Annotated in this window: 21 protein-coding genes, 1 tRNA gene and 1 pseudogene; 11 read left to right on the top strand and 12 right to left on the bottom strand. The window is 36.5% G+C overall.

The genetic code is table 11. The annotated features are described in order from the left end of the window. Positions 1–144: 144 nt before the first annotated feature. Both MKX37_RS06345 and MKX37_RS06340 read right to left on the bottom strand, forming a co-directional pair. Entirely contained in the window at positions 145–1431 is a 1287-nt protein-coding gene (locus tag MKX37_RS06345; protein ID WP_002126097.1) for a D-alanyl-D-alanine carboxypeptidase family protein, read from the bottom strand. Between the two features lie 153 nt (positions 1432–1584). After that, positions 1585–1812 carry a hypothetical protein gene (locus MKX37_RS06340; RefSeq protein ID WP_000251865.1) on the bottom strand — a complete coding sequence of 76 codons (228 nt, stop codon included), beginning with the start codon at positions 1810–1812 and terminating at the stop codon, positions 1585–1587. A 283-nt stretch (positions 1813–2095) separates the two neighbouring features. Here MKX37_RS06340 and MKX37_RS06335 point away from each other — a divergent pair, with 283 nt between their 5' ends. Beyond that, the gene (locus tag MKX37_RS06335) at positions 2096–2320 is read left to right on the top strand and encodes a hypothetical protein (RefSeq protein ID WP_002168860.1); all 225 of its coding nucleotides are present in this window, start codon (positions 2096–2098) and stop codon (positions 2318–2320) included. A 172-nt stretch (positions 2321–2492) separates the two neighbouring features. Further along, a tRNA-Val gene (locus MKX37_RS06330) sits at positions 2493–2565 on the top strand. Between the two features lie 498 nt (positions 2566–3063). On the opposite strand, the gene MKX37_RS06325 is transcribed toward MKX37_RS06330, so the two are convergent. Further along, entirely contained in the window at positions 3064–3717 is a 654-nt protein-coding gene (locus MKX37_RS06325) for a hypothetical protein (protein WP_033730637.1), read from the bottom strand. A gap of 308 nt (positions 3718–4025) precedes the next feature. Here MKX37_RS06325 and MKX37_RS06320 point away from each other — a divergent pair, with 308 nt between their 5' ends. Next, a complete protein-coding gene (locus MKX37_RS06320) occupies positions 4026–4883 on the top strand; it encodes a hypothetical protein (RefSeq protein WP_033730638.1) in 858 nt (285 codons plus the stop codon). 34 nt (positions 4884–4917) lie between these two features. On the opposite strand, the gene MKX37_RS06315 is transcribed toward MKX37_RS06320, so the two are convergent. From MKX37_RS06315 to MKX37_RS06300, 4 genes are all read right to left on the bottom strand, one after another. Beyond that, entirely contained in the window at positions 4918–5229 is a 312-nt protein-coding gene (locus MKX37_RS06315; RefSeq protein WP_078422194.1) for a hypothetical protein, read from the bottom strand. 127 nt (positions 5230–5356) lie between these two features. Continuing rightward, positions 5357–5539 (bottom strand): DUF3976 domain-containing protein, encoded by a 183-nt coding sequence (locus MKX37_RS06310; RefSeq protein ID WP_002086895.1) that lies wholly within the window; start codon positions 5537–5539, stop codon positions 5357–5359. A gap of 28 nt (positions 5540–5567) precedes the next feature. Next, positions 5568–5945, bottom strand: coding sequence for a hypothetical protein (locus MKX37_RS06305; protein ID WP_016126705.1), 378 nt, complete (start codon positions 5943–5945; stop codon positions 5568–5570). A gap of 2 nt (positions 5946–5947) precedes the next feature. Next, positions 5948–6157 (bottom strand): helix-turn-helix transcriptional regulator, encoded by a 210-nt coding sequence (locus MKX37_RS06300; RefSeq protein WP_000428506.1) that lies wholly within the window; start codon positions 6155–6157, stop codon positions 5948–5950. An 826-nt stretch (positions 6158–6983) separates the two neighbouring features. On the opposite strand from MKX37_RS06300, the gene odhA reads away from it, so the two are divergent. The 6 genes and pseudogenes from odhA to MKX37_RS06270 form a co-directional block, all read left to right on the top strand. Continuing rightward, the gene (gene odhA / locus MKX37_RS06295) at positions 6984–9851 is read left to right on the top strand and encodes a 2-oxoglutarate dehydrogenase E1 component (RefSeq protein WP_002126030.1); all 2868 of its coding nucleotides are present in this window, start codon (positions 6984–6986) and stop codon (positions 9849–9851) included. A gap of 129 nt (positions 9852–9980) precedes the next feature. After that, positions 9981–11237 (top strand): 2-oxoglutarate dehydrogenase complex dihydrolipoyllysine-residue succinyltransferase, encoded by a 1257-nt coding sequence (odhB, locus tag MKX37_RS06290; protein WP_002168867.1) that lies wholly within the window; start codon positions 9981–9983, stop codon positions 11235–11237. A 125-nt stretch (positions 11238–11362) separates the two neighbouring features. Continuing rightward, complete coding sequence (locus tag MKX37_RS06285) at positions 11363–13282, top strand: putative thiazole-containing bacteriocin maturation protein (RefSeq protein WP_002168868.1); 1920 nt, start codon at positions 11363–11365, stop codon at positions 13280–13282. Beyond that, positions 13279–15228, top strand: a complete 1950-nt coding sequence (locus tag MKX37_RS06280; protein ID WP_078422195.1) for a TOMM precursor leader peptide-binding protein — start codon at positions 13279–13281, stop codon at positions 15226–15228. Before MKX37_RS06285 ends, MKX37_RS06280 begins: the two co-directional genes overlap by 4 nt. 22 nt (positions 15229–15250) lie before the next feature. Continuing rightward, positions 15251–16813, top strand: a complete 1563-nt coding sequence (locus MKX37_RS06275) for a SagB family peptide dehydrogenase (protein ID WP_002126024.1) — start codon at positions 15251–15253, stop codon at positions 16811–16813. A gap of 74 nt (positions 16814–16887) precedes the next feature. Then, a pseudogene (locus MKX37_RS06270) lies at positions 16888–17079 on the top strand (SAM-dependent methyltransferase); the annotation flags it as partial. Here the strand turns inward: MKX37_RS06270 and MKX37_RS06265 are convergent. Beyond that, the gene (locus MKX37_RS06265) at positions 17076–17486 is read right to left on the bottom strand and encodes a DUF3908 family protein (protein WP_002126019.1); all 411 of its coding nucleotides are present in this window, start codon (positions 17484–17486) and stop codon (positions 17076–17078) included. The pseudogene MKX37_RS06270 and the gene MKX37_RS06265 overlap by 4 nt on opposite strands. Before the next feature lie 159 nt (positions 17487–17645). Then, a complete protein-coding gene (locus MKX37_RS06260; protein ID WP_078422196.1) occupies positions 17646–18980 on the bottom strand; it encodes an FAD-dependent oxidoreductase in 1335 nt (444 codons plus the stop codon). 199 nt (positions 18981–19179) lie between these two features. Between MKX37_RS06260 and MKX37_RS06255 the strand changes: the two genes are divergently transcribed. Further along, positions 19180–19602 (top strand): hypothetical protein, encoded by a 423-nt coding sequence (locus tag MKX37_RS06255; protein ID WP_002188801.1) that lies wholly within the window; start codon positions 19180–19182, stop codon positions 19600–19602. Between the two features lie 43 nt (positions 19603–19645). Here the strand turns inward: MKX37_RS06255 and MKX37_RS06250 are convergent, their stop codons facing one another. Both MKX37_RS06250 and MKX37_RS06245 read right to left on the bottom strand, forming a co-directional pair. After that, positions 19646–20884: a TcaA 3rd/4th domain-containing protein gene (locus MKX37_RS06250; RefSeq protein ID WP_078178303.1), complete on the bottom strand. Its 1239-nt coding sequence runs from the start codon at positions 20882–20884 to the stop codon at positions 19646–19648. Positions 20885–20903: 19 nt separating this feature from the next. Further along, the gene (locus MKX37_RS06245) at positions 20904–21686 is read right to left on the bottom strand and encodes a zinc ribbon domain-containing protein (RefSeq protein WP_002126012.1); all 783 of its coding nucleotides are present in this window, start codon (positions 21684–21686) and stop codon (positions 20904–20906) included. Between the two features lie 200 nt (positions 21687–21886). On the opposite strand from MKX37_RS06245, the gene MKX37_RS06240 reads away from it, so the two are divergent. Further along, positions 21887–22720: a hypothetical protein gene (locus MKX37_RS06240; RefSeq protein ID WP_078422197.1), complete on the top strand. Its 834-nt coding sequence runs from the start codon at positions 21887–21889 to the stop codon at positions 22718–22720. A gap of 14 nt (positions 22721–22734) precedes the next feature. On the opposite strand, the gene MKX37_RS06235 is transcribed toward MKX37_RS06240, so the two are convergent. Next, on the bottom strand, positions 22735–23418 hold the full coding sequence (locus MKX37_RS06235) for a DUF2278 family protein (RefSeq protein WP_033730649.1): 684 nt from the start codon (positions 23416–23418) through the stop codon (positions 22735–22737). Between the last annotated feature and the right edge of the window lie 51 nt (positions 23419–23469).

The raw sequence follows: 23469 nt of genomic DNA, 5'->3' as shown, positions 1-23469 counted from the left end.
TTAGTTCTCTAACAAGAACACAAGTAAATAATATAACGAACGATTTGGAAATGCAATAAGAAAATTTACAATTATTAGTTAAATCATTTTTGAAATGCATACAAAAAAGACCGTGACAAAATCTCATCACGGTCTACTAGCAATTTATTTTTCTTCTGATTTCATCCCTTGGTTATTTCGGCGCAGCACTACATATAAAATCGCTCCAAATAATAAAATCGCACCTATTCCAACACTTATCACTTTCACATTCGATTCCTTTACTTCAGGTGCAACTGTATCTTTTTTAGGCATCGCAAAAGTAACATCTTCTTTTGAAAGAACATTTATAGTCGCAATCGTTTGATTATTCTTTATAATATCTACCGCACCAACTACTTCACCGCGATGAATTCCTTTTTGATACAAAGATTCTTTATCCACTGAATTAACCCGAAAAGCCGTTTTTATATTTTTCCCTTCATCTTTCTTTAGCATAAGCTCTGCACTTTTTTCCAGCTCAGAATCAACATCTTTATTTAAATACTTTGCCTTTTGGTGCCAACTATGTTTATCTAGTACAGTTTGCTTCGTAAATTGCCCAAAAGAATATTCCGCCATCTGCTTCAAATCTTCATAAATTTCAGGTCTTTGAGAAGCCATTACTACATTTATAATACGATTACCATCCTTCTCATTTAATAAAACGAGCGTATTGCGTGCTTCATTCGTAAATCCTGTCTTACCACCCATACTATATGGATTTTCAAAATAAGTAGACTTATTAAAAATAGAAACTGTTTGCGTAGATGTCGTAACCGTCGTTCTTTTCGTATTCATCGCTTGTAAAATTTCAGGATACTTTTGCACACCTCTCGTAATCATGGCCATATCATATGGCGTCGTATAATGATTTGGATCATGCAATCCATTTGGCGTTACAAAATGACTATCTTTAGCCCCTAATTGCTTCGCCCTTTCATTCATCATATTGGCGAAGTTTTCAACACTTCCTCCAATACGCTCCGCAATCGCATACGACACATCATTCGCACTCAGCACCATTAAAATCATAAGTGCAGTATTTCTATTAATAGTCTCACCAGGGTGAAACTCAATTTGATAATTACTCTTCTCTTGATCTAATGCTAATTGTGAAAACGTAAATTGATCCTCTGGCTTCGTATGCTCCATCAGTAAAATCGCCGTTAACACTTTCGTCATACTAGCAGGGAACGCACGATGATGTGCATTTTTGTCGTACAACATATCTCCTGTTTTCGCATCAATCGTAGTCGCAAACTGACTAAAAACATTCGGCCCTTCCGCAGGTGGAGGTGCCACTTGCTCCGGATTTACTCCAATATTCGTCTCAGCATATAACGTCATAGGTGTCAAAAAAAATAAACAAATAACCATAACAAAAACCGAAATTTTCTTAAAATTTACCATATGACTCTCCCTTTTCCCTTTACTTTCACATTCTATAAAATACCTCTACCAACCTATATGTAATTTGTATTAATTTGGAAGAATATTCACTTTTTTACTATATCACACTTTTACGATTAGGAACATAAATATACAACAAAAAATAAGAAGGAATTACTCTTTCTTATCCTTCTCATCAATCAATGAGTCTATTAAATTTTGACTAGCTTCCTCAGGTGTAATCTCATCTGTCATCCCCATAAACGACCAACCTTTAGAATCGACCCACTCAACAAACTCTTGTAAAAACTCATCATGTGTAACATCCACATCAAGAATTGAGCCATTAATCGAAATCGTTCTATTTCTAGATACGCGCATCTTGAACGTTTTTCTTACCATTACAATAATTCTCCCTCTACTTCTGAATATTTATAAATATCTTGTACTTCTTTTATACATGATTTCTTGAAAATTGTAAAAAGGATATATTGGCCAATTTGCATATTAAAAATGAAAATCTCTTATTATATAACCCTCACACTACATTCATTTAGTCATAAATTACGGAATACATCCATATAAAAAAACAAACTAACTTATATTCTATCACACCAACTACACTTGACTTTAGTACGATCAAATAGAATATATTAGAAAACACCTTAAAATGAGGAGGAACTCCATGGCGCGTTGTACATATTGTAAAACAAAGTGGAAAGTAAAAGATGTATGGTCGATACTCGTGACATTTGAAAAAGATTGTCCGTATTGCTTCGGAAGACAATATCTATCAAGGAAAACATTGAACGCTATGCCAGAACTTATAAGCTTACCTTTACACTTCTTATTCCCTTTTCTTGTTGACTTAAGCGATGAAGGTCCTTTGGATTGGTATCGGAAATCATAACAAGTCATCATCTTCTACGTATTAAAAATAAAAACATACATTATAATATAAATTCTAAAATAAACCTTTTTTCCATCACACATCTAATGTAAAATATTGTAAAATTTCAGTTAATTATATATAATTGCTTTAGCAGATTTATTAAAGATGCTATTAGATAAGCATTTTTGAAGATCCCGTAGCTCAGCAGGGAGAGCGCCACCTTGACAGGGTGGAGGTCGTGAGTTCGAGCCTCTCCGGGGTCATATCGTAAAAATAGCGATCTACCAGTTGGTAAATCGCTATTTTTATATGGTAATTCAACCGCTTATGCCACTTTTTTTCCTTAAGAGCCTTGATAATCGATCCAGTAGCGATTAAAAGAGTCCCCGCGATAAAGAATTCTGCGCTAAGTACAAAGAACACTGTAAGTAGATTCGAGTTAATAATGTAGTTATATGCGTCTCCCCCCACATAAACGTGTTTATTTAACTCACTGTATTCACTAGCCATATAATACCCTTCGATTTTGTCAATTCCCTTATATAGCAGTACCGCCGAATGTATATAAAAAATTACCGCCCAAATTATCCATTTTTTCATGATTGTATTTACTCTTGTTGTCTATCTTATTATTTATTAATCTTATGAAGCCTACGCTACTCACAAAGATGACTGCACTTGTGGTCGATTCTCTTAGCTTTAGCTTCTTGTAATTGCTTTAGGAGGCTTTCTAACTCCTTCTTTCCAGTATTTCTTTAAACTTATTCAACTGGAATAAGTTTAACTTGCTCTGCTGTCTTGATAATATCACCACTACCAGCGAAGAAAGTATAATCCCCACGACCTACTGAACTATTGCCCAGAATGGTATTTACTGTTGCTGAACCACTCTTGCTATCGAATACAACAAAGTTACTACCACGACCTACTGCCGCAGCCTTATAACGACCCGCCGGAATATCTTTGCCCACGATGTATTCACCTGCACCTAACATTCTAGGCTCTTCCTGCTTAGCTTTAACGCCTTCTGTAAGCTTCTGTAGTTCACTATTCTTAGCTTGGATATCCCCATCTAATTTACCTACTTCACCCTTCTTAGCCTCTACATCTTTGCCCAACTTATCAACTTCTGATGTTAATTGATTCTTATTAGCTACTATAGCCAAAGTCTCTTCTACTTCAACTTTTTTATCATCAAGCTTCTTTTGCTCTGCATCAATACCTTCTTTGACTTTGCTCTTCGTGTAAATTAATTCATTCTCTTTTTCTTCTGCTTTCACTTTTGCCTCTTCATATGTAACCTTTTCTTTCTCGATAGCGACCTTGGCTCCACTAGCGCCAATTGAATATGAAATTACTAATCCAACGATTACTGCTAAAGTAATCCATAACTTCTTCGACTTTACAATTTTCATAATTTATTCCTCCAATTGAATTTATTATATTAATATATCATATTTTCAAAACGTTTATAACTTAAAAAATGTAAGATTCTCGATATGATATCCCCCTAATTTCTCTCCCGCCTTGAATGGATTTTATGACCACTCTTACTACTATCCATATTGCAAGCACGCCTCCCTATATACAAATTTTTTCTTTCACGGTTACTAACATTCTATAGTTAATATAAATAAGTAATGTTATTATATTTTAATGGATAAGATTTCAAAAATTCCCATTACAATCACAGCATAGAACTACACATAAGGAGCAACGAAACATGAAACATAAAAAGCATTTATCTATCGCATTAGTCGCACTTACTATTACTTCAGGAATAGCCGGATGTAGTAATTCAACATCATCAACACAGTCCACTACCGTAAAAGCGACAAACACTGAAACAGATACACAAAATACAAAAGATATTAAAACAAATCTTATTGCGAAAGCTGATGCTGTCTCTAAAAAAATCGATGAAGCATCACAAAAATCAGGATGGATAGAAGCTACAGATTTCCCTGACATTGCATCTGACCTTCAACTTTTAGCAATCACAGTAGGAATGGAACATGAAAAACTAGTAAATCATAATGAATCATTACGAAATAAAATTATGGATATAAAAAAGAAAGTTTCTTCCTTTTCAAATGAAGAAGCAACCGTAGCGAATAAAAACCTAACAAGCGGAAATGTTATTTATCAAGCTATATTAATGGATGATTTCCACAACATTTTAGATGAAGTGAACTTAAGCCACAGCAATAACAATTTGGCAACACTCGTTTCTATAGATAAATCCTCTCCTGAAGCCGAGATTATTAAGCAAGCTCGAGAGGGTATTGAAAGCATTGAGAAATACACGTATCCAACTATACAAAGAATAGAAAAAAACTTTAGTAAATATCCAAATTCCTTTTCTGATAAAGAATTTAAATTAATCGGTGAATCTATCAATAATTTAAAATCGTCTCTTGAGAAGCAACTTAAAATGATGAAACAATTTGACGGAAATACTGAGAACAGTGAACTGGATTATGAATATCTCTTAAAATCAGCTACAGAAGATTATAAAAAAGCTGAAACAAACATCGAAAACCTTGAATCTTCTTGGAACATAGTATATACAAGCAAATAAAGTGAAACTTTAATCACTCGTTATAACCATATTTTTATAGATTACATAAAAAAAGATGCCAGCAAATGCTGACATCTTTTTTACTACGTTCAAATTCGCACTCTAACATGTTGGATTCACTATCTTTAGTAGGCTGTTTGCTTGTTTCAATTTTCTTTGTTACTTCACCAAGTCTTTGTCCGATTTCTTCTGCTTCGGCAGGTTCATTCGTAACGTAGTATTCTTGATCCTCCCATACTAACATAGGTGGCACTTGTTCTCGTTTGTTACATATTATATAAGTAATACTAGCTATCAGTAGTAGACATATTGCTATAAAGAAGATAGCCTTTTTTTCATATACTATTCTCCTTACCTATCATTTCATTGGATTATATAATATACAGTATAGATAGTAAATGGATTTTATGGTAATTTTTAGATTTATTTCCAAAAAGAAAAACCTTACAAAAGTAAGGTTCCGTTTTTAAGTTCTATAATGACTGATTTATTAAAACGATCATTACGATAATCGCTATAAACATAACAACTAAGCAGCCGATCATTTTATAAAATCCTCGTTTCGTTAACGTTCCGCCTTGCACGTCTTTACGAATAAATAAGAATACCGCTAAAAATAATACAAGCCCCATGCCAAAAGCATACATCATTTGCATATGTTAATCTTCCTTTCTCTTTTACATCTTAATATCTTTTCGATAAAACAACAAACGATATAAAAACTGTACTCATCGTAAGTGCCATTAATATATTCAATAGTTCAACCGCAGATAGCGTCATTATTTTTAAGTTTAAGCCAATAGAGAAAAGAAGATAGTATGCCGTTAGTGCAAAAAAGGTCACGAACATCCCTTTATAACGAATAAGCTTCATTCGCTCGTCTTTTTCTTTAAATTGCGGGTGTAAGTAACTTAAGCAAAAACACATAATCATCATCGCAAGCAATGTATACGTTGGAGCCGGTGGTGCAGAATGCGTCATTATACCTGTTAATATCATAAATCCACTCATAAATAGAAAAATAATTCCCATAATAACGAAGTACTTTTGTGAATAGTTCATCTTTATTCCCCCTCTTCTTTTCCTTCATAAATAAATACATGTTCTATCGTTGTCTGAAATGTTTTTGCTATTTCAAATGCTAACGGAAGTGATGGATCATATTTTCCCTTTTCAATTGAAATGATGGTTTGTCTGGAAACTCCAAGTTTCTCAGCCAATTTTTCTTGAGATAGTCCAAATTTTTTTCGGTATTCAACCATTTTATTTTCCAAGGAAATTTCTCCCTCCTTCCTTATACCGAGTATATATGTAAAGGAAACTTTACGTCAAGTTTCCTTTACATTCATTTCGTCTATTTTTCATTCTATTTATATAGAAGAAACTTTTTCAAATTCAGCACGTCTATTTTGAAATGAAACATGGAACAATGTATATAGCCGTTACTATATCTCCTCTCCGTTTTTATGAAAATTTAATATCTCCATATTTGTTTTATCCTTTTAAAATGTTTCATTCTGCTCTTTATCGGGTGAAATGCGCTATTGTTTTTACGTTGTTTTTCGCCATATTTATAGAAACTAACGGTTTATGAAGCATTTTTTATGTATAGCCACTTTTTTTGTAGAAATCCTTCATTTTCCTTTCGATATTTAACACTATCGAGATAAAGTTTATGGTAAATTCATAATTTTTTATTTTTTATACTATATTCCGTTATATTGTTGTATAATATCAATGAAAGCGCTTATTATTCCAATATACATAATTCGAACTAAACTTTATCGAAACATTCTGATAGTTATACTTATATTTAAATGCAACAATTATAGGTATTAATGTAGGTATACCAAATATATCCACCCCGTTTTCCCGTGAAATTACTTTATAACATGAAAGATTAACTTGGGTGATAAGTTATTGTGAATGTTTTTTTACAAAACAGATAAGTAATAGTGTTTGGTATTATGTAAATTATTGTAATAACATAAGAGTAAAGAAAAACATTTACATTGATTATTGGTTCATCAATTATTGAAAAGAGCAAAATGCACCTTTTTGTATGGAAAAAGGATTATATGCATTGGGAGGTTTAAACAAATGACGAGGAAGAATACAACGACAAACCCTTGGGCCAAGTTCCATGGTCCGAACCTTGGTTATGTTATTGAACAGTATGATCTTTACGTAACTGGAGCAGGTTCTGTTGATCCGGAATTACAAGAGCTTTTTGAAATTTTTGGAGCTCCTTCGTTTCAAGATGATGTCGTAACAGGGGACAACACAGCAACACATTTTTCTCCTCAAAACACAGGGAACATTGAAAAGATTCTTAAAGTCGTTCAACTTGTTGAACAGATCCGTTCTTTCGGGCATACATTGGCTCACATTAATCCGATGGAAGATGCTGCAAACGGACAATCTCTTATCGAGAAAACAATGAACGAACTGAGCGATGCTGACTTGAAAGCGATTCCAGCAAAAACAGTATGGCAAGATGCACCAGAGGGTATTCACACTGCACTTGATGTAATTCATAGATTAAAAGACGTTTATACAAAATCTTTAGCTTATGAATTCTCACATATACAAGATAGTGAAGAACGCGCGTGGTTGCATCAAATGGTGGAATCAAATTCATTGCGTCAACCATTATCAAATAAAAAACGAACTGCTCTTTTAAAACGTTTAACTGCTGTTGAAGGTTTCGAGCAATTCTTGCATAAAACATTCGTTGGTCAAAAGCGTTTCTCAATAGAGGGCGTTGATATGCTTGTACCTGTACTAGATGAAATTGTTTCAGAAGGTGCTAAAGGCGGCGTTGAAGATGTCATGATTGGTATGGCTCACCGTGGTCGTCTAAGCGTACTCGCTCACGTATTAGAAAAGCCATATAATCACATGTTTGCAGAATTCAAACATGCAAAAATAGAAGGTGCAGTGGCAAATGCTGGCTGGACTGGCGACGTGAAATACCATTTAGGTAGAGAACAAGTCGTTGGTAATGAAGAGGTTAGCACTCGTGTTACATTAGCAAATAATCCGAGTCATCTTGAGTTCGTTAACCCTGTTGTTGAAGGTTTCGCACGTGCAGCTCAAGAGAATCGTAAAAAATCTGGTCTTCCAGAACAAGATACTACAAAATCATTCGTAATTTTAGTTCATGGTGATGCTGCATTCCCTGGTCAAGGTGTTGTGTCTGAGACACTCAACTTAAGTAGATTGAATGCATACCAAACTGGCGGAACTATTCATGTTATCGCAAATAATGCAGTCGGCTTTACGACTGATAGCTATGATTCTCGTTCTACTAAATATTCAAGCGACCTTGCAAAAGGTTTCGATATTCCGATTGTTCACGTGAATGCTGATGATCCGGAAGCTTGTCTTGCTGCTGCAAACCTTGCGATCCAATATCGTACGCTGTTCAAAAAGGACTTCTTAATCGATTTAATCGGTTACCGCCGATATGGTCATAACGAAATGGATGATCCAGCAGTTACGCAACCACAAGTGTACAAAAAAATTAAAAATCACCCAACTGTAAGAGCAATTTATGCAGATCAATTACAATCTGCTGGCGTTCTGAATGCAGATGAGGTTGAAACAATTACTCAGTTTATACAAGAGGAATTAAAGGCTGAATACGCACAAGTGCCACCAGCTGATACGAGTGCTGCAACAATTCACGTTAAAGTTCCAGAGGTTGTTGCAAAAGGAATTCAACCGATTGACACTGGTGTTTCAATTGAATCACTTCGTGCAATTAATGAAGGACTATTATCTTGGCCTGAAGGCTTTAACGTATATCCAAAAGTGAAGAAAATTCTTGAGCGCCGTAAAGATGCTCTTGAAGAGAACGGTAAAATTGAATGGGCACTTGCTGAATCGTTAGCATTCGCTTCTATTTTGCAAGAAGGTACGCCAATTCGTTTAACTGGTCAAGATTCACAGCGTGGTACATTCGCGCACCGTCATATCGTATTACACGATACTGATACAAACGAAACATATTCACCATTACACCGTTTACCGAACATTAACGCATCATTCTCTGTTCATAACAGTCCGTTATCAGAAGCTGCTGTTGTTGGTTACGAATATGGTTACAACGTATTTGCTCCAGAAACTCTTGTGATGTGGGAAGCTCAATACGGTGACTTCTCAAATACTGCGCAAGCATTATTTGATCAATATGTTTCAGCAGGAAGAGCAAAATGGGGTCAAAAATCTGGTTTAGTTCTTCTATTACCACACGGCTATGAAGGTCAAGGGCCAGAACACTCTAGTGCACGTCCAGAACGTTTCTTACAATTAGCTGCGGAGAACAACTGGACAGTTGCAAACTTAACGAGCGCGGCACAATACTTCCATATCTTGCGCCGTCAAGCATCTATCTTAGGAACAGAAGCTGTTCGACCATTAGTAATTATGACGCCGAAAAGCTTATTACGTCACCCACTTACACTTTCTACAGGTAGTGAGTTAAGTGAAGGACGTTTCCAACCTGCTTTAGAACAAGGAAACCTTGGTGCGAAACCAAATAAAGTAAAACGTCTTGTTTTAAGTACAGGTAAAATGGCAATTGACTTAGCAGCAGAAATCGAAAGTGGTAAGCATGAGTACAGCCTAGATGAAGTTCATATGGTTCGTATCGAGCAGTTGTACCCATTCCCTGCTGAAAAAGTTCAATCTATTATTAAACGCTTTAAAAACTTAGAAGAAATCATTTGGGTTCAAGAAGAACCTCGTAATATGGGCGCATGGCATTACATGGCTCCAATTCTGTTCGAACTAGCTGGGGATAAAGTGAAAACAGGTTACATTGGACGCCCGGATCGTTCTAGCCCATCTGGTGGCGATCCATTCGCTCACAAAGCTGAGCAAGAATTAATTGTTGCACACGCTTTAGATGTGAAGTACAACTTCCGTCAAGATAAACAAGAAATTGAAGTTTTCAGCAACTGAAAGTAACAATGAGTTTTTCAGGCTTGGCTGTGGCAGATAGTCTGCCACAGCCAGGCTAACAAATGGAGATTACCGAAGATTAAAGAAGATAAAACACACCGTTAGGCAAATAAGGGGAGGACATTTAAAATGATCGAAATTAAAGTACCTGAGCTTGCAGAATCTATTTCAGAAGGAACTATTTCACAATGGCTTATCAACGTAGGCGACAAAGTTGAGAAAGGTGGCAGCGTTGTTGAGCTTGAGACTGACAAAGTCAATGTAGAAATCATTGCAGAGGATTCAGGTATTGTATCGAAGTTACTAGGCGAACCTGGAGATACAGTTGAAGTTGGTGCTACTATCGCAATTTTAGATGCAAACGGCGCAGCGGTTGAAGTAAGCACACCTGCTCCGGCTAATGAGCAACCAAAACAAGAAACTACTGAAGCACCGAAAGCAGCAGCTCCAAGTGCTGAACAAAATAAAGCGTTGCAAGGTTTACCAAATACAAATCGTCCTATCGCATCACCAGCTGCTCGCAAAATGGCTCGTGAATTAGGAATCGATTTAAACGAAGTACGTAGCACAGATCCACTTGGACGTGTGAGACCACATGATGTACAAGCTCACGCTGCAGCGCCAAAAGAAGCACCAGCTGCTCCAAAACAAAGTCCGGCTCCAGTTGCAAAAACTGAATTTGAAAAACCAGTTGAGCGTGTGAAAATGTCCCGCCGCCGTCAAACAATTGCAAAACGTCTTGTAGAAGTTCAACAAACATCTGCAATGTTAACTACATTTAACGAAGTTGATATGAGTGCAATCATGGAATTACGTAAAGAACGCAAAGATGCTTTCGAGAAAAAACATGATGTACGTCTTGGCTTTATGTCATTCTTCACAAAAGCAGTTGTTGCAGCATTAAAACAGTTCCCATTATTAAATGCTGAAATTCAAGGCGATGAGCTTATCATTAAAAAATTCTATGATATCGGTATTGCAGTAGCAGCTCCAGATGGATTAGTTGTTCCAGTTGTACGCGATGCTAACCAATTGAACTTCGCTGAAATTGAAAGCGAGATTCGTAATTTAGGTCTGAAAGCACGCGATAATAAACTTTCATTAAAAGAGCTACAAGGTGGTACATTTACAATTACAAATGGTGGTGTGTTCGGTTCTCTAATGTCGACACCAATCCTAAATAGTCCACAAGTAGGTATTCTAGGGATGCATAAAATCCAAGTACGTCCAGTTGCAATTGATGCAGAGCGTATGGAAAACCGTCCAATGATGTACCTTGCACTATCTTACGATCACCGTATTGTTGATGGTAAAGAAGCAGTTAGCTTCCTTGTTGCTGTTAAAGATATGCTTGAAGATCCAAAATCATTATTATTAGAAGGTTGATAGATTATTAATCTATTAAAGGCTGTAGAATGAATCATTCTACAGCCTTTTTTCATTATGTTCATACGGGACAAATCACACTACATAGACTAATAATGTATGCCTAAAACGTAAGGGGGATAAACATGAATAACCTTCCAGTTCATGCAAAACTTAAAGCAAATAAGGATACTTTCTTCCTCCCCGATTCAAACGGGGGTGTTTACTTTCGAAATAACTCCAGTTCATTCCGTATGGATGGTGATGGAATTTATGACTGGATTGAGAAATTAATGCCTATGTTTAACGGTAATCATTCTTTGACAGAGATAACCGATGGTCTCCCTCTCCCCTATCAAAATCGTGTATTTGAAATTGGAGAGATTTTATATGAAAATGGTTTCATTCGTGATGTAAGCCAAGATGCTCCCCACGAATTAAACAGTGCATTACTCGACAGATACGCTTCGCAAATTGAGTTTTTAGAAGCTGATTCCCATTCAGGCGCTTTAAAATTCGAAACGTACCGCGCAGCAAATGTGCTTATAATTGGTTCTGGCGATATGCTTACTTCCCTAGTTTCTTCTTTATTAGAATCTGGTTTACCTACATTCCATTATCTTGTTACAGATCGTGCTGAAACAAACTACGATCGAATTCACGAACTAAGCGAACGTGCATATGCAAATGATGACAATGTACTTATTCAAGAAATAGATATTACAATTGATCGCCCTTTACATGAAGTATTCGAGCCTTTCGACTGGATTTTATACGTTTCCCAAAATGGAGATATTGAAAGTTTAAGAGCAATCCATACTATTTGTAGAGAGTTTAAGAAAAATTTCATACCAGCTATTTGCTTATCAAGAATTGGTTTAGCTGGACCCGTCGTAACCGCAGACCGTGAAGAATGCTGGGAATCAGCTTGGCATCGTCTACACGAAACTACTTTACAAAGTGAAAATCCACCTGAACTTTTCTCACCAATTGCATCTGCAATGTTAGCAAATGTTATCGTTTTTGAGTTATTTAAACATGTCGCTGAAGGTTCACATAGGCAGCATAATCCTCAATTCTTTTTATTAAACTTGGAAACACTTGAAGGAAAGTGGCACCCTTTCATAAAACATCTTCTCGCAACCGATGAAATCTTTACAATTGATACGGTGCAAAATCTTCAAGAAAACCTTGCCCAACGTTCCGGACAATATACTTCAACTGAACTTTTTCGTTTTTTTGATACGTTAACTTCTAAAGAAGCTGGTATATTCCACATGTGGGATGAACAAGATTTACACCAATTGCCTTTATCACAGTGCAATATTCAAGTTGCAAATCCATTATCAGACGGACCTACCTCTCCCCTTCCTACTATAACTTGCGGTGGATTAACTCATAATGAAGCACGCCGCGAAGCTGGTTTAACAGGAGTTGAAACATATGTAGCTGAAATGATTCATCGTCTTATCCCCGAACATACTGATATCGGTATTGGTGCTGGGGAAACGATGACAGAAGGTGTATACCGAGCACTCCAAAAACATTTAAATAATAAGTTATATGAACGCCAATCACATATGCTAGAAGAGATTACAGAGCTTTATTTAACCGAAATTCATGATAAACATTGTAGGTTTTACTACGATGCTCTCTCTACAATTCATGAAATACCTAAAGTAGGAATGAGTGAGGAGTTACTTGGTTTTCCTGTCGTTTGGATCGGTATTAATGATAGATGGTATGGTGCGGCAAATATTAATATAACACTCGCATTAAGAAATGCTCTGCAACAAGCACTCCTTCATATTCAAAATGAAGAGATTCCTTATAAAGCTAATATGTTACCGGAATCATCCATTGTTTTATATAGTACGGATCCTGTTAGAGTAGCAATACAAGAAGAGGAAGAAATTCCAGGCGTACAGTCTTTACAAGTTGCTTTGCAAAATTTAACGGAAAACAACTTGTATCCATTCGTTTTTGATTTAGCTATTGAGTCATTTTTAAGAGACAACTTAGACGGTGTATATGGGGTATTAATTGCAAAGGAGGATGACCAATGACTCAAAACATACTACTTATAGGAGATGGCCTACTCACAGACTATGTACATGAGCAATTGTGTAAGCAATATTCACTCATCCGCCAGCATACAATTACAGAAGCTCTCCCTGAAAACATTCATCTTGCTCTCGTTTTACATGACGGGTCTCCTTCTTCCGTACATCGTGATGCTGAGCTTATCTTTCGCTCAAATAATATTCCGTGGCTTCGCGCGTTTACTTCGTTTGGTGAAGGTATTATCGGTCCTTACGTGAAGCCTCTTACAACTGGATGTTCCCACTGCGCTGATGGACGCCGGTTTATAGCTGGCTTTGATCAAAAAGAAATGTGGGAACTACAACGAAAATATGCATTAAAAGCAGAGAACGTGACGAGGCGTGATGTACGCGCCACCCAAAATGGAATGTTACAAATGTGCCAGCTCATTCATGTTGAAACAGAGAAAATATTAGCTCATGGATATTCTTCTTTAGAAAACGAACTCATTTTACTGGACTTACAAACGTTACAATGTACCCGGAATTCGTTTCTTCCAGACCCTCTCTGTCCGGTATGCAGCAATTTGCCTGACGATACAGCAGATGCAGCGCAAATTTCTTTACAACCAAGTTTGAAAACGAGTACTGAAACGTATCGCTGTCGTTCCATTCATGAACTAAACACATTTTTAACGAGAGACTATTTAGATTACCGGACTGGTATTTTAAACGGTAAAATGCAACATTCTCTATTACCGTTTGCTGATGTCATTATAAACATGCCGTTACTGTTTGGAAATGAAGGTGTCGCGGGCCGGACTCATTCATTTTCACTTAGTAAAGCAACCGCTATTTTAGAAGGTTTAGAACGCTATTGCGGTATGTCGCCTCGTGGAAAAAAAACAAATGTACATGGCAGTTTTCGTGAGCTAGAAGATATTGCACTGAATCCCCTCACACTTGGTGTGCATACAAATGAACATTACAATCGTGATAGTTTTCCATTTAAGCCGTTTGATCCTGATTATGAGCAAAACTGGGTATGGGGATATTCTTTATTACAAAGCAGGCCCCTTCTAGTTCCAGAATCAATCGCTTATTATAGCCTTGGTCATAGAGATGCTTTCGTGTATGAAACATCAAATGGATGTGCAATTGGTGGTAGTTTAGAAGAAGCAATTTTTCACGGCATTTTAGAAATTGTAGAGCGTGACGCCTTTTTGCTCACTTGGTATGCCGAATTACCTCTTCCCCGTCTCGATCTTAGTTCAGCCAATGATACTGAATTGCAACTAATGTTGGAACGCTTACGCACAATTACTGGATATGAATTATACGTTTTCAACGCGACGATGGAACATGGTATTCCGAGCATATGGGTCATTGCGAAAAATACAAGGCAAGATGGTATGAATCTCGTCTGTGCTGGCGGCGCACATATGGAACCAATTCGAGCTGTAAAAAATGCAATTCATGAAATAGCGGGCATGTTACTTATAACAGATGAAGAGCTTGAACAAAAAAGAGAGAAATATGAAAACGGTTTACAAGATCCATATCTTGTTTCGCAAATGGAAGATCATAGTATGCTGTACGGATTGAAAGAAGCGGAAGAACGTCTTCACTTCCTTTTACGTGATGATGCTCCAGTGCAAACGTTCCAAGAAATGAATGCATTACAATCATTTGATATGGATTTAACATCTGATCTTCATCAACTTTTAAACAGGTTACATCAATCTGGACTTGAAGTACTTGTTGTAAATCAAACGGTCCCCCTTATAGAAAAGAACGGCTTACATTGTGTAAAAGTAATTATTCCAGGCATGTTACCGATGACGTTCGGTCACCATCTCACTCGGGTTACAGGACTGGATAGAGTGTATACCGTACCGATGACACTTGGATATTGGGCTGAGCCTTTAACGAATGAAAGTTTAAATCCACATCCGCATCCGTTTCCATAATTCATAGTGAGGGGGAAATTTGATGCAACCTGATACTTTTTTACATCATCTCCATTTTTCTATTAATGAAATTATGTCGTCCGATAAAGAGATTGACTGGGAAGACGCACCACTTCCTTATAAATTATATCGAAATTTACCAGTAATCCCTCTCTCTTTAGAAATCCCATTAACTTTGCGGAATTCTTCTACTAAACCTAACTTAGAGGAAATCGGTCATTATCTTTGGTACTCATTTGGTTTAACACAATTATGTCAGCCTACTACTAACCTAGAAAATAATAAAACAACGACTCTATTTCGAAGATTCATCCCTTCTGGGGGTGCTTTATATCCGAATGAATTATATATGTATTTAAAAATTGATCATTATCCAGACGGCATTTACCATTACGACGCCGCGCACCACCGTCTTATCTTACTTCGTGAAGGAAATTTTGATTCTTATCTTACAGAAGCACTCGGCAATCGTTGTAACATACATTCTTGTTTTGGTGCTGCATTTGTATCCACTATGTTTTGGAAAAACTTCTTTAAATACAATAACTTTTCGTATCGTCTGCAAGGATTAGATAGTGGTGTTCTAATCGGTCAATTACTTGAATGCGCAAAACAATTTGGTTATACAAATGGTGTATATTTTCAGTTTCTAGATCGGGCAATGAATCATTTACTTGGACTGTCAGAAGGTGAAGAAAGTGTGTATGCTGTTATTCCTTTAAGTACAGAACCGAATACAGATTGGTTTCATGATGATCATCACGAAAATAAAACTATTACTTCTCATGACTTGTTGCAGCAAATCCCGCCGTTAACACATGAGCATTTCGTTCGCTCAAAATATGTAGATGAATATCCGATGATAAAAAAAATAAACGCAGCTTCTATGATTGAATCAACAGAACACTTCCAAACATTTACCCGTGAAGAACGACAACAATATAGTGCACACGCTATGCAGCTACCTAAAGTGGAACGTTTATCATATGATTTTTTACAACTTTGTAAAAAACGATATTCACCTGATTCTGACTTCATTTTAACGAAATGGGATGCAGCCGAGCTCGCTACTCTACTACAAGCAGCGAGCCTCTCCTTCCCTTATTACAACGACCTTGATGGCAAATATTTAAATGAAAACGCACGAGTCTCACTATATGGATGTTTTTATAACGTAAAAGACATAGAAAACGGCGCTTACGCTTATAACAGTAGGACACATTCCATACAGCCAATTCGGTACGGAGACCTTCGTTATTCTCTGCAATCCAGTATGACGATGGATAACGTAAACCTTTTTCAAGTACCACTTTGTCTACATGTAATCGGAAATAAAGATTACTATAAAAATAAATTAGGTTATAGAGGATATCGAATTCATCAAATGGAAGCTGGCATGCTCGTTCATAAACTCGTTTTAGCTGCGACCGCTATGGGGATGGGCGGGCATCCGTTACTAAGTTTTGATACAAATTCATGCGATCAATTGTACGGGATTGATGCCGGAAATGAAACTTCACTCATTCAAATTCCGGTTGGGGCGTATCGAGCGCGAAATTGGCTAAAAGGGTCCTTGCATAATTAGAAGCACGCCGATTAATGGCGTGCTTTTTTTAAAGGAGTTAAATTATTAAAAGCGAAATAAATACATATTCTTATATAAAAAATGATATGAAAGAAGTATTTCGCGTCTTAAAACCGAATGGATCCTTTTTACTAGTCGCTGAAACTTTCAAAATCCAATATCATATGGATAAATTTAAGACGACCGAAGAATTAGTAAACCTTTTTTATGAGACGGGATTTACAAGCGTGAAATGTTATGAAGAAAGAGGGTGCCTTTTTTACTAGATTACTTTAAAAATACTCTTAATTTGTCTTGCAAATAACCAGTTTTTCGTACCGTAGTTATCATTTAGACTATCTAAATTAATAGCTTTCCCGTTAGAAAACTTTAGTTCTAACGTTGTATTTTTGTCATTTGTTTTTAAGTTGCTATTTGTAATGTCATCATACTTTAATTTTTCAATCTCAATATACTCTTCCTTCTCTTCTCCGATAACGACGTGATCTTGGAAGAAGAAGAATACTTCTACTTTCTTACCGAAACAAAATATGTTTTTCGTATAAATTAATGTCGCGTTATCAAGTCCGACACATACTTCTTTCATCTCTTCAACAACGTTTCCTAAGTCTTCTTCGTTTCTTGCATTTGATTCAGCAATCCATTCTTCGATTGTATTCATGTTAATTGCCATACTGTGCCCCCTGGTTCGTTCATTGCTTTATTAAAAAACAAATACTATATGACAATATAAGCGATACGTACTATGTTTTCAAGGGTGAACGGTATATTCAAAATAAAGTGAAACTTTATTTATTCCCCTTTCACAAAAAAAATAGCACTTAAAAAAGTGCTATTCCGCTCTCCTTGCTGCTTGTTGAATTGGATCCCAAACGCTGTTATATGGTGGTGCGTAACTTAAGTCGACATCTTCTAAATCGTGAATACTCATTTTATTGAAAAGTGCCATCGCGATAACATCAATACGTTTATCTACGCCCTCTTCTCCAATTACTTGACCGCCTAATAATTGTTTCGTATCGGCGTGATATAGTAATTTCAAGTGAAGTGGCAAAGCACTCGGGTAATAGCCCGCCATATTTGTTGAATCTACTTTGACCATCTTATACGGGATGTTTAGCCCTTTCGCTTCTTTTTCATTTAAGCCTGTTCTTGCGAGCGTCAGATTCATAAATTTAATAATGCTTGTACCTAACGTACCTTTGAATGCTCTGCGTTTATCAACCATGTTGAGTCCGGCAAGTCGCCCTTGTTTATTCGCAGTCGTTCCGAGCGGGATATGGTCATGAATTTCCTTTATAACATGGTAATGTGTTGCACAATCACCAGCAGCATATACGTCTTTCACATTCGTTTGCATATAAGCATTTACTTCAATTGCACCTTTATGGTTTTTACGTATATTTGTCCCCTCAAGAAAATCAGTATTTGACTGTACACCGACAGATACTAAAACGAGATCAGTTTTATACGTCCCTTTATCCGTCTCCAGTTGTTCTACTCTTTCTTTTCCTTTAAACGCTTTTACATTTTCATTCGTTAAAATTTCAATATTATGTTTATCTGCTTCTTTATGTATATATTCCGCCATATCGGCATCATAAATTGTGCCAATATGATCGTTTCGCTCAATCATTCTTACTTTCTTACCAAGTTCGACGAATGTTTCTGCCATCTCTAGTCCAATTGCACCGCCGCCAATAATAGTTACAGCCTCAACTTTATTCGTTTCTAGCGTTTTTAATATGCGCTCAGCATCCGGAATTGTTTTTAAAAGATGAACGCCTTGCAAATCTCGCCCTTCCCATTCTGGCATAACAGGACGCACTCCAGTCGCAATTAATAAACGGTCATACGGAAATTCAAAAACATCTTTCGTCTCCGTATGCTCTGCGTACACCATTTTCTTTTCCGTATCTACTTTCGTTACTTCATGACGTACTTTCGCATCAATTCCATATTTATCACGAAACGTCTTTACATCGCGTGCAATTAACTTTTCAGTAGAAGCAATAACACCACTAATCACATACGGTAATCCGCACTGAGCGTATGAATAGATTTCACCTTTTTCTAACGTTACAACATTTGCAGTTTCATCGTTTCTAACAATTTGCATTGCTGCACTCATACCTGCTGCATCTCCGCCAATAATGACATAGTTCACTTTACCACTCCTTCTTTTTTACATACTCTTTACGATTTCCATATTTTATAGAAATAACACCTACTTCCATTGTAAAGAAATAGAATTCTATCTACAAATTTGGTGCACAAACCTATGCATGAATAGGTATCCGTCGTGTCTTATAAACAAGATGTTTAATATGCTATAACAGTAACTATTGAAAGTAGGTGAAACATACATGTGCGCCGGCCTTCTCGCTCAAACTCCAGAGGAACCGCAAGAACCGAAAGCCGCCATGCCACTTGATCAAGAATTTTCTATTAACGTAACATTATACAGCGCTCGTGCTTGGTTATCTAATGATGAGACTTTCGCACAAACGATTTGGAAAGGCTCTCGCTTCTCTTCAGCATCACACGCTGGCAAGTCCATCTTACCAATCGGTACTGTTAAAATTGTAAACTTATCTGATGATACAATAACAGTTACTGCCTCATCAGAAAAAGATGATACTCTCAAAATAGTCGTACCCCCTCGTTCTGAAGGTGTTTTAACATCTAGTGCATTATCTGATGTGCAAGCAAGTACATCAGGAGGAGCAAGCAAAGTCACATTCCTCTTTCATATCTTTTTCTCAAGGGATCCTGGTCCAGCTAAATAACCATAGAAAAGGTACAGCTATGCACTGTACCTTTTTCACGCGTTTATTCTCTTGATTTGATCAATTCAACATTATAAGTTTCAATATCTGTTAGCTTTCCTGTAAAATACGGATTTTCTCTATACCAAGACTGTTTTGAAAAATACGCTTGCATATCTTTCGTTTGAAACATATGTCCATGTCTTGCGTATATTTCGTTTCTTGCTATTTTCAATTGTTCTTTCGATAAATATGTTAAGTCCGTACTCGTTAATTTTCGAATATCACTATCAGGGAAGATGAAACCATTATATACATAATGAGTCGTAGGCGGTGGAGTAACATTGTAAACAACTGTTTTTTCTACACTTTTCTTTTGAAATGGAAGATTATAAGCCGAAAGTGCCGTTACCGTTTCTACCTTTGTCGTTTCCCTTCCGTTTTCTCCATTTCGTTCTAAATAAATCGCCGCACTTCCATCAGTCGCTATCGGTCCCCACGTAATTTCTTCTCCAGTCAACGCAGTAACTGGCTTTTGATTCACGTACAATGTTGCACCAGACGCATTCGTTTGAACTGTAATATATTGCCCTTGCAACGTTAAATCTACCGTTACATTATTTTGACTTTGTTTTATAAGTACAACCTTTTCCTCTCGTGATAGTTTTACATAGTCATTTTTATATTCCGCTTGAAACACTTGAGTTCCTGGAAGAAACGGTCCATATTGCTTCTCAAACTTTTTGTCATTTGTCTTATCAATTTCTTTTCCGTTCATTTTTAAAGATGTACCTTTTTCATTTGAAAGCAGCGTCGTATAATACGTCTTCGCTTTCAATTTATACCGATCAAATAAAAAGAAATACTTCCCGTCTTTCGTTAAAGAAAAATCTGCTCTTTCTATTCCATCCCCTTGTTTTTCACCTTGCCTCAAATATTCGTTCAATTCATTCACGTAAGATGGATTTTCTTTTATATATGAAAATAGAGCCGTTACACTCTCTCTTGTGACAATAACGGCTGGATCATCTGCCGTGGTGATCTCAGCTAATTTCTCCCCGTCCCTCTCTTGTAAAACAGTAATAATTCTCTCTACTTGCGATGATTGTGAGTAATATGAAGATCCATACGCATATAATCCGCCCAATACTATAATAAAAAATGTTAAAAGTGTAATTCCAATTATTGTCCCTTTGCTCATTTTCTGCTTCTTTACTACAGGATCCCGCCTCTTCGTCCCGCAGTTTTGACAAAATTGCACACTGTCTTCAAAATGAGTCCCGCACTTTGTGCATACATTCATCCATTCAACCACCTTTTCGTTAGAAGCCTGTTAATCCCCCGATAAAGGTTTGGATTATCGTTTTAATGTAAGACCAAAACACGATAAACGTTGCAATTCCGATTAAAACATTTGCGATAATAAGTGTGTAAACAGGATCTACTCCGCCGTTGTCTAGTTTTAATATAGCTACAATTATACTAATTCCCATATACGTTGTAGCCAGCCCTAATAAGATTGGTAAAAAAAAGATCAATAGGAAACTAAATAGAAAAGAAAGAACTAGTATAGCAATAGCTGGCGTCGCTATCGTCCCCCATATACCGAATGATTCAAGAAAAGAAAAAGATGATTTCATCATCTTACCACTTACAAAAATAATAAATCCGACAAATAAAGTTAAAATTAATAAAAAGAAAAAGACCATTACAGATTCTCCAAAGAAAGTAGGAGTAGCTATATCTGGCACTAATGTCCTCGTAACAGTCGCCGCTGCGCTCATCATTCTATAAAAAATACATGCTCCTAAAAAGCAAATAAGCACAAGACTTACAATTCCATTTCGCACCTCAATATTTCCACTTTCCATAATGGCCGATGGTGATTTAAAAGCATTTTTAAAGAACTGAAAATAGCCACTTGCAAATTGTTTCACTTGCTCTACCGTTTCATTCGGACGAGTTTCCTTTACTCGTGCCGGGCGCGATAGCTGCCCTTCTTCCTGCCCACCACTCGCTACCACTTCTTCCGTTAACGAATGTCCACAATTGCCGCAAAACCTTGCTTCCGCTGCATTTTCAGTATTACATGCCGGACATTTCATTCTCTCATCCCTCCTTAAGCATATACCTTATAGGGTGTTACAAATTCAATATATGACTTTGTACATAAAACATGACTACAAGAAAAAGAATATGAAATCCTTCTTTTAAACGAAACTATGTGTGCTAGTAATATAGAAAAATAATGTTATTATGAAACAGAGCAAATAAAGTGAAACTTTAAACAGATTGGATGAAGACAGTGGAATTTGTAAACTCGATTTTTCAAACACTCCTTACAAGTGTGATCCAATTATTTTCTTTAATTGGTGTCATCATTGTAATTGGATTTATATTAGGTTATTTAGAATCTCTCACACGAACGTATTGGTCAAGAGCTTTTGGTAGGAAAGGTTTTCTTTTAACCGCGTGGATTGGTGTTCCCGTTCATGAGCTTGGACATGCAATTATGTGTCTATTATTTCGTCATAAAATTGTAGCAACGCAGTTTTTCCCAACAGATACAAGTCAGGGAGCTTTAGGTTACGTACAACATCAATACAATCAAAAAAGTATATACCAACGAATCGGTAATTTCTTTATCGGCATCGGTCCTATTATTTCTGGGATTACTGCCTTAATACTTTTAATGCGCTATTTCGTACCAGATTCATATTCTTTATTTAATACGAATCTGGAAAAAACTGTTACATCGACTTCTATTAGCTTAGACATGATCCAAAACATGCTACTATCGACGTTTGTATTATTGAAAAGCTTATTTACATTTAGCAATTTATTGAATCCTTCATTTTGGTTATTTTTATTTATCGCTATTTGCATTTCCGCACATATCGCTTTAAGTAAACCAGACATTAAAGGATCAATAGACGGTGTTATCGTCATGTTTATCGTATTATTTTTATTCAATATAATAGCGGGACTGTTTCAGTACGATAGTAACCAACTAATCGGTAAAATGATGAAGTATAATATGTATTTCATCGCGTTTTCTAGTGTGGCGCTTCTTTTCTCTTGTATTTCTACACTTGTGAGTTTTGTGTTTTATAAAATAAGAAGAGGGCGTTCATTGTGAACGCCCTCTTCTCATCAATTATTTCTCTTATAATCACAATGCTCAACCGGAACACGAGCGTGCCCTTCTTCATCGGTACACCATGACTGTGACTGAAAGGCAAGAAAAATACCAATCCACTCTTCCTTCTTCTCAAAGTGAATCAATATCCCACCGTCTTGCCATTTGCCATCATCACCTTGCCATTTCTCTACATTCCCTTGATTCATATGAATATCGTGTATACCGTTTCCAGGTGTAAAGTGGAAATACGAATCCGGAACCTTTTCTTCTGGTCCCCACCTTTCACCAAACGCATAAATAATTGCTTTCTCATCTATTGCTCTTTTTATATAATGTTCTATTTTCTCATTTAAATCATTATCAGATCCCGATTTTTCAGCAGGTAAAGGAATCATTTGCTTTGAATCAAATAAATTACCTCTTACATAATCTAAAGCTACTTTCGGCTCATTGTTTTTCACTTCCGTAAAACCGAACGGTAATGTCGGTAAAATATGAATCGCCTCTGATCGAATATTGTTACTCGCAAAATATAAAACTTCCGACGGATAGCTTTGCGATTTCACGTTAATTGCAATGCGATAATTAACTCCTGCTTCGCCTTGTAAATGAACTTGATAATGAGGTGTTTTCCCTTTTCCAATCTTAGATTGTACAACTGTACCTTTTAATACACCGTAGTTTTTTAAGGGCATCTCTTTCATCTCCTATTCATTTAGTAGAAGCTTTTCATACTTTAGGCATTA

The organism is Bacillus sp. FSL R5-0709 (assembly GCF_038004785.1).
GTDB lineage: Bacteria > Bacillota > Bacilli > Bacillales > Bacillaceae_G > Bacillus_A > Bacillus_A mycoides.
The sequence above is the reverse complement of the archived record's forward strand: the minus strand, read 5'-3'. Positions and strand labels throughout refer to the sequence as shown.

What these genes read in the sequence shown, in the direction of transcription:
- MKX37_RS06345 (WP_002126097.1), bottom strand. Translation starts at nt 1,431, where the DNA reads ATGGTAAATTTTAAGAAAATTTCGGTTTTTGTTATGGTTATTTGTTTA.
- MKX37_RS06340 (WP_000251865.1), bottom strand. Translation starts at nt 1,812, where the DNA reads ATGGTAAGAAAAACGTTCAAGATGCGCGTATCTAGAAATAGAACGATT.
- MKX37_RS06335 (WP_002168860.1), top strand. Translation starts at nt 2,096, where the DNA reads ATGGCGCGTTGTACATATTGTAAAACAAAGTGGAAAGTAAAAGATGTA.
- MKX37_RS06325 (WP_033730637.1), bottom strand. Translation starts at nt 3,717, where the DNA reads ATGAAAATTGTAAAGTCGAAGAAGTTATGGATTACTTTAGCAGTAATC.
- MKX37_RS06320 (WP_033730638.1), top strand. Translation starts at nt 4,026, where the DNA reads ATGAAACATAAAAAGCATTTATCTATCGCATTAGTCGCACTTACTATT.
- MKX37_RS06310 (WP_002086895.1), bottom strand. Translation starts at nt 5,539, where the DNA reads ATGCAAATGATGTATGCTTTTGGCATGGGGCTTGTATTATTTTTAGCG.
- MKX37_RS06305 (WP_016126705.1), bottom strand. Translation starts at nt 5,945, where the DNA reads ATGAACTATTCACAAAAGTACTTCGTTATTATGGGAATTATTTTTCTA.
- odhA (WP_002126030.1), top strand. Translation starts at nt 6,984, where the DNA reads ATGACGAGGAAGAATACAACGACAAACCCTTGGGCCAAGTTCCATGGT.
- odhB (WP_002168867.1), top strand. Translation starts at nt 9,981, where the DNA reads ATGATCGAAATTAAAGTACCTGAGCTTGCAGAATCTATTTCAGAAGGA.
- MKX37_RS06285 (WP_002168868.1), top strand. Translation starts at nt 11,363, where the DNA reads ATGAATAACCTTCCAGTTCATGCAAAACTTAAAGCAAATAAGGATACT.
- MKX37_RS06280 (WP_078422195.1), top strand. Translation starts at nt 13,279, where the DNA reads ATGACTCAAAACATACTACTTATAGGAGATGGCCTACTCACAGACTAT.
- MKX37_RS06275 (WP_002126024.1), top strand. Translation starts at nt 15,251, where the DNA reads ATGCAACCTGATACTTTTTTACATCATCTCCATTTTTCTATTAATGAA.
- MKX37_RS06265 (WP_002126019.1), bottom strand. Translation starts at nt 17,486, where the DNA reads ATGGCAATTAACATGAATACAATCGAAGAATGGATTGCTGAATCAAAT.
- MKX37_RS06255 (WP_002188801.1), top strand. Translation starts at nt 19,180, where the DNA reads ATGTGCGCCGGCCTTCTCGCTCAAACTCCAGAGGAACCGCAAGAACCG.
- MKX37_RS06250 (WP_078178303.1), bottom strand. Translation starts at nt 20,884, where the DNA reads ATGAATGTATGCACAAAGTGCGGGACTCATTTTGAAGACAGTGTGCAA.
- MKX37_RS06245 (WP_002126012.1), bottom strand. Translation starts at nt 21,686, where the DNA reads ATGAAATGTCCGGCATGTAATACTGAAAATGCAGCGGAAGCAAGGTTT.
- MKX37_RS06235 (WP_033730649.1), bottom strand. Translation starts at nt 23,418, where the DNA reads ATGCCCTTAAAAAACTACGGTGTATTAAAAGGTACAGTTGTACAATCT.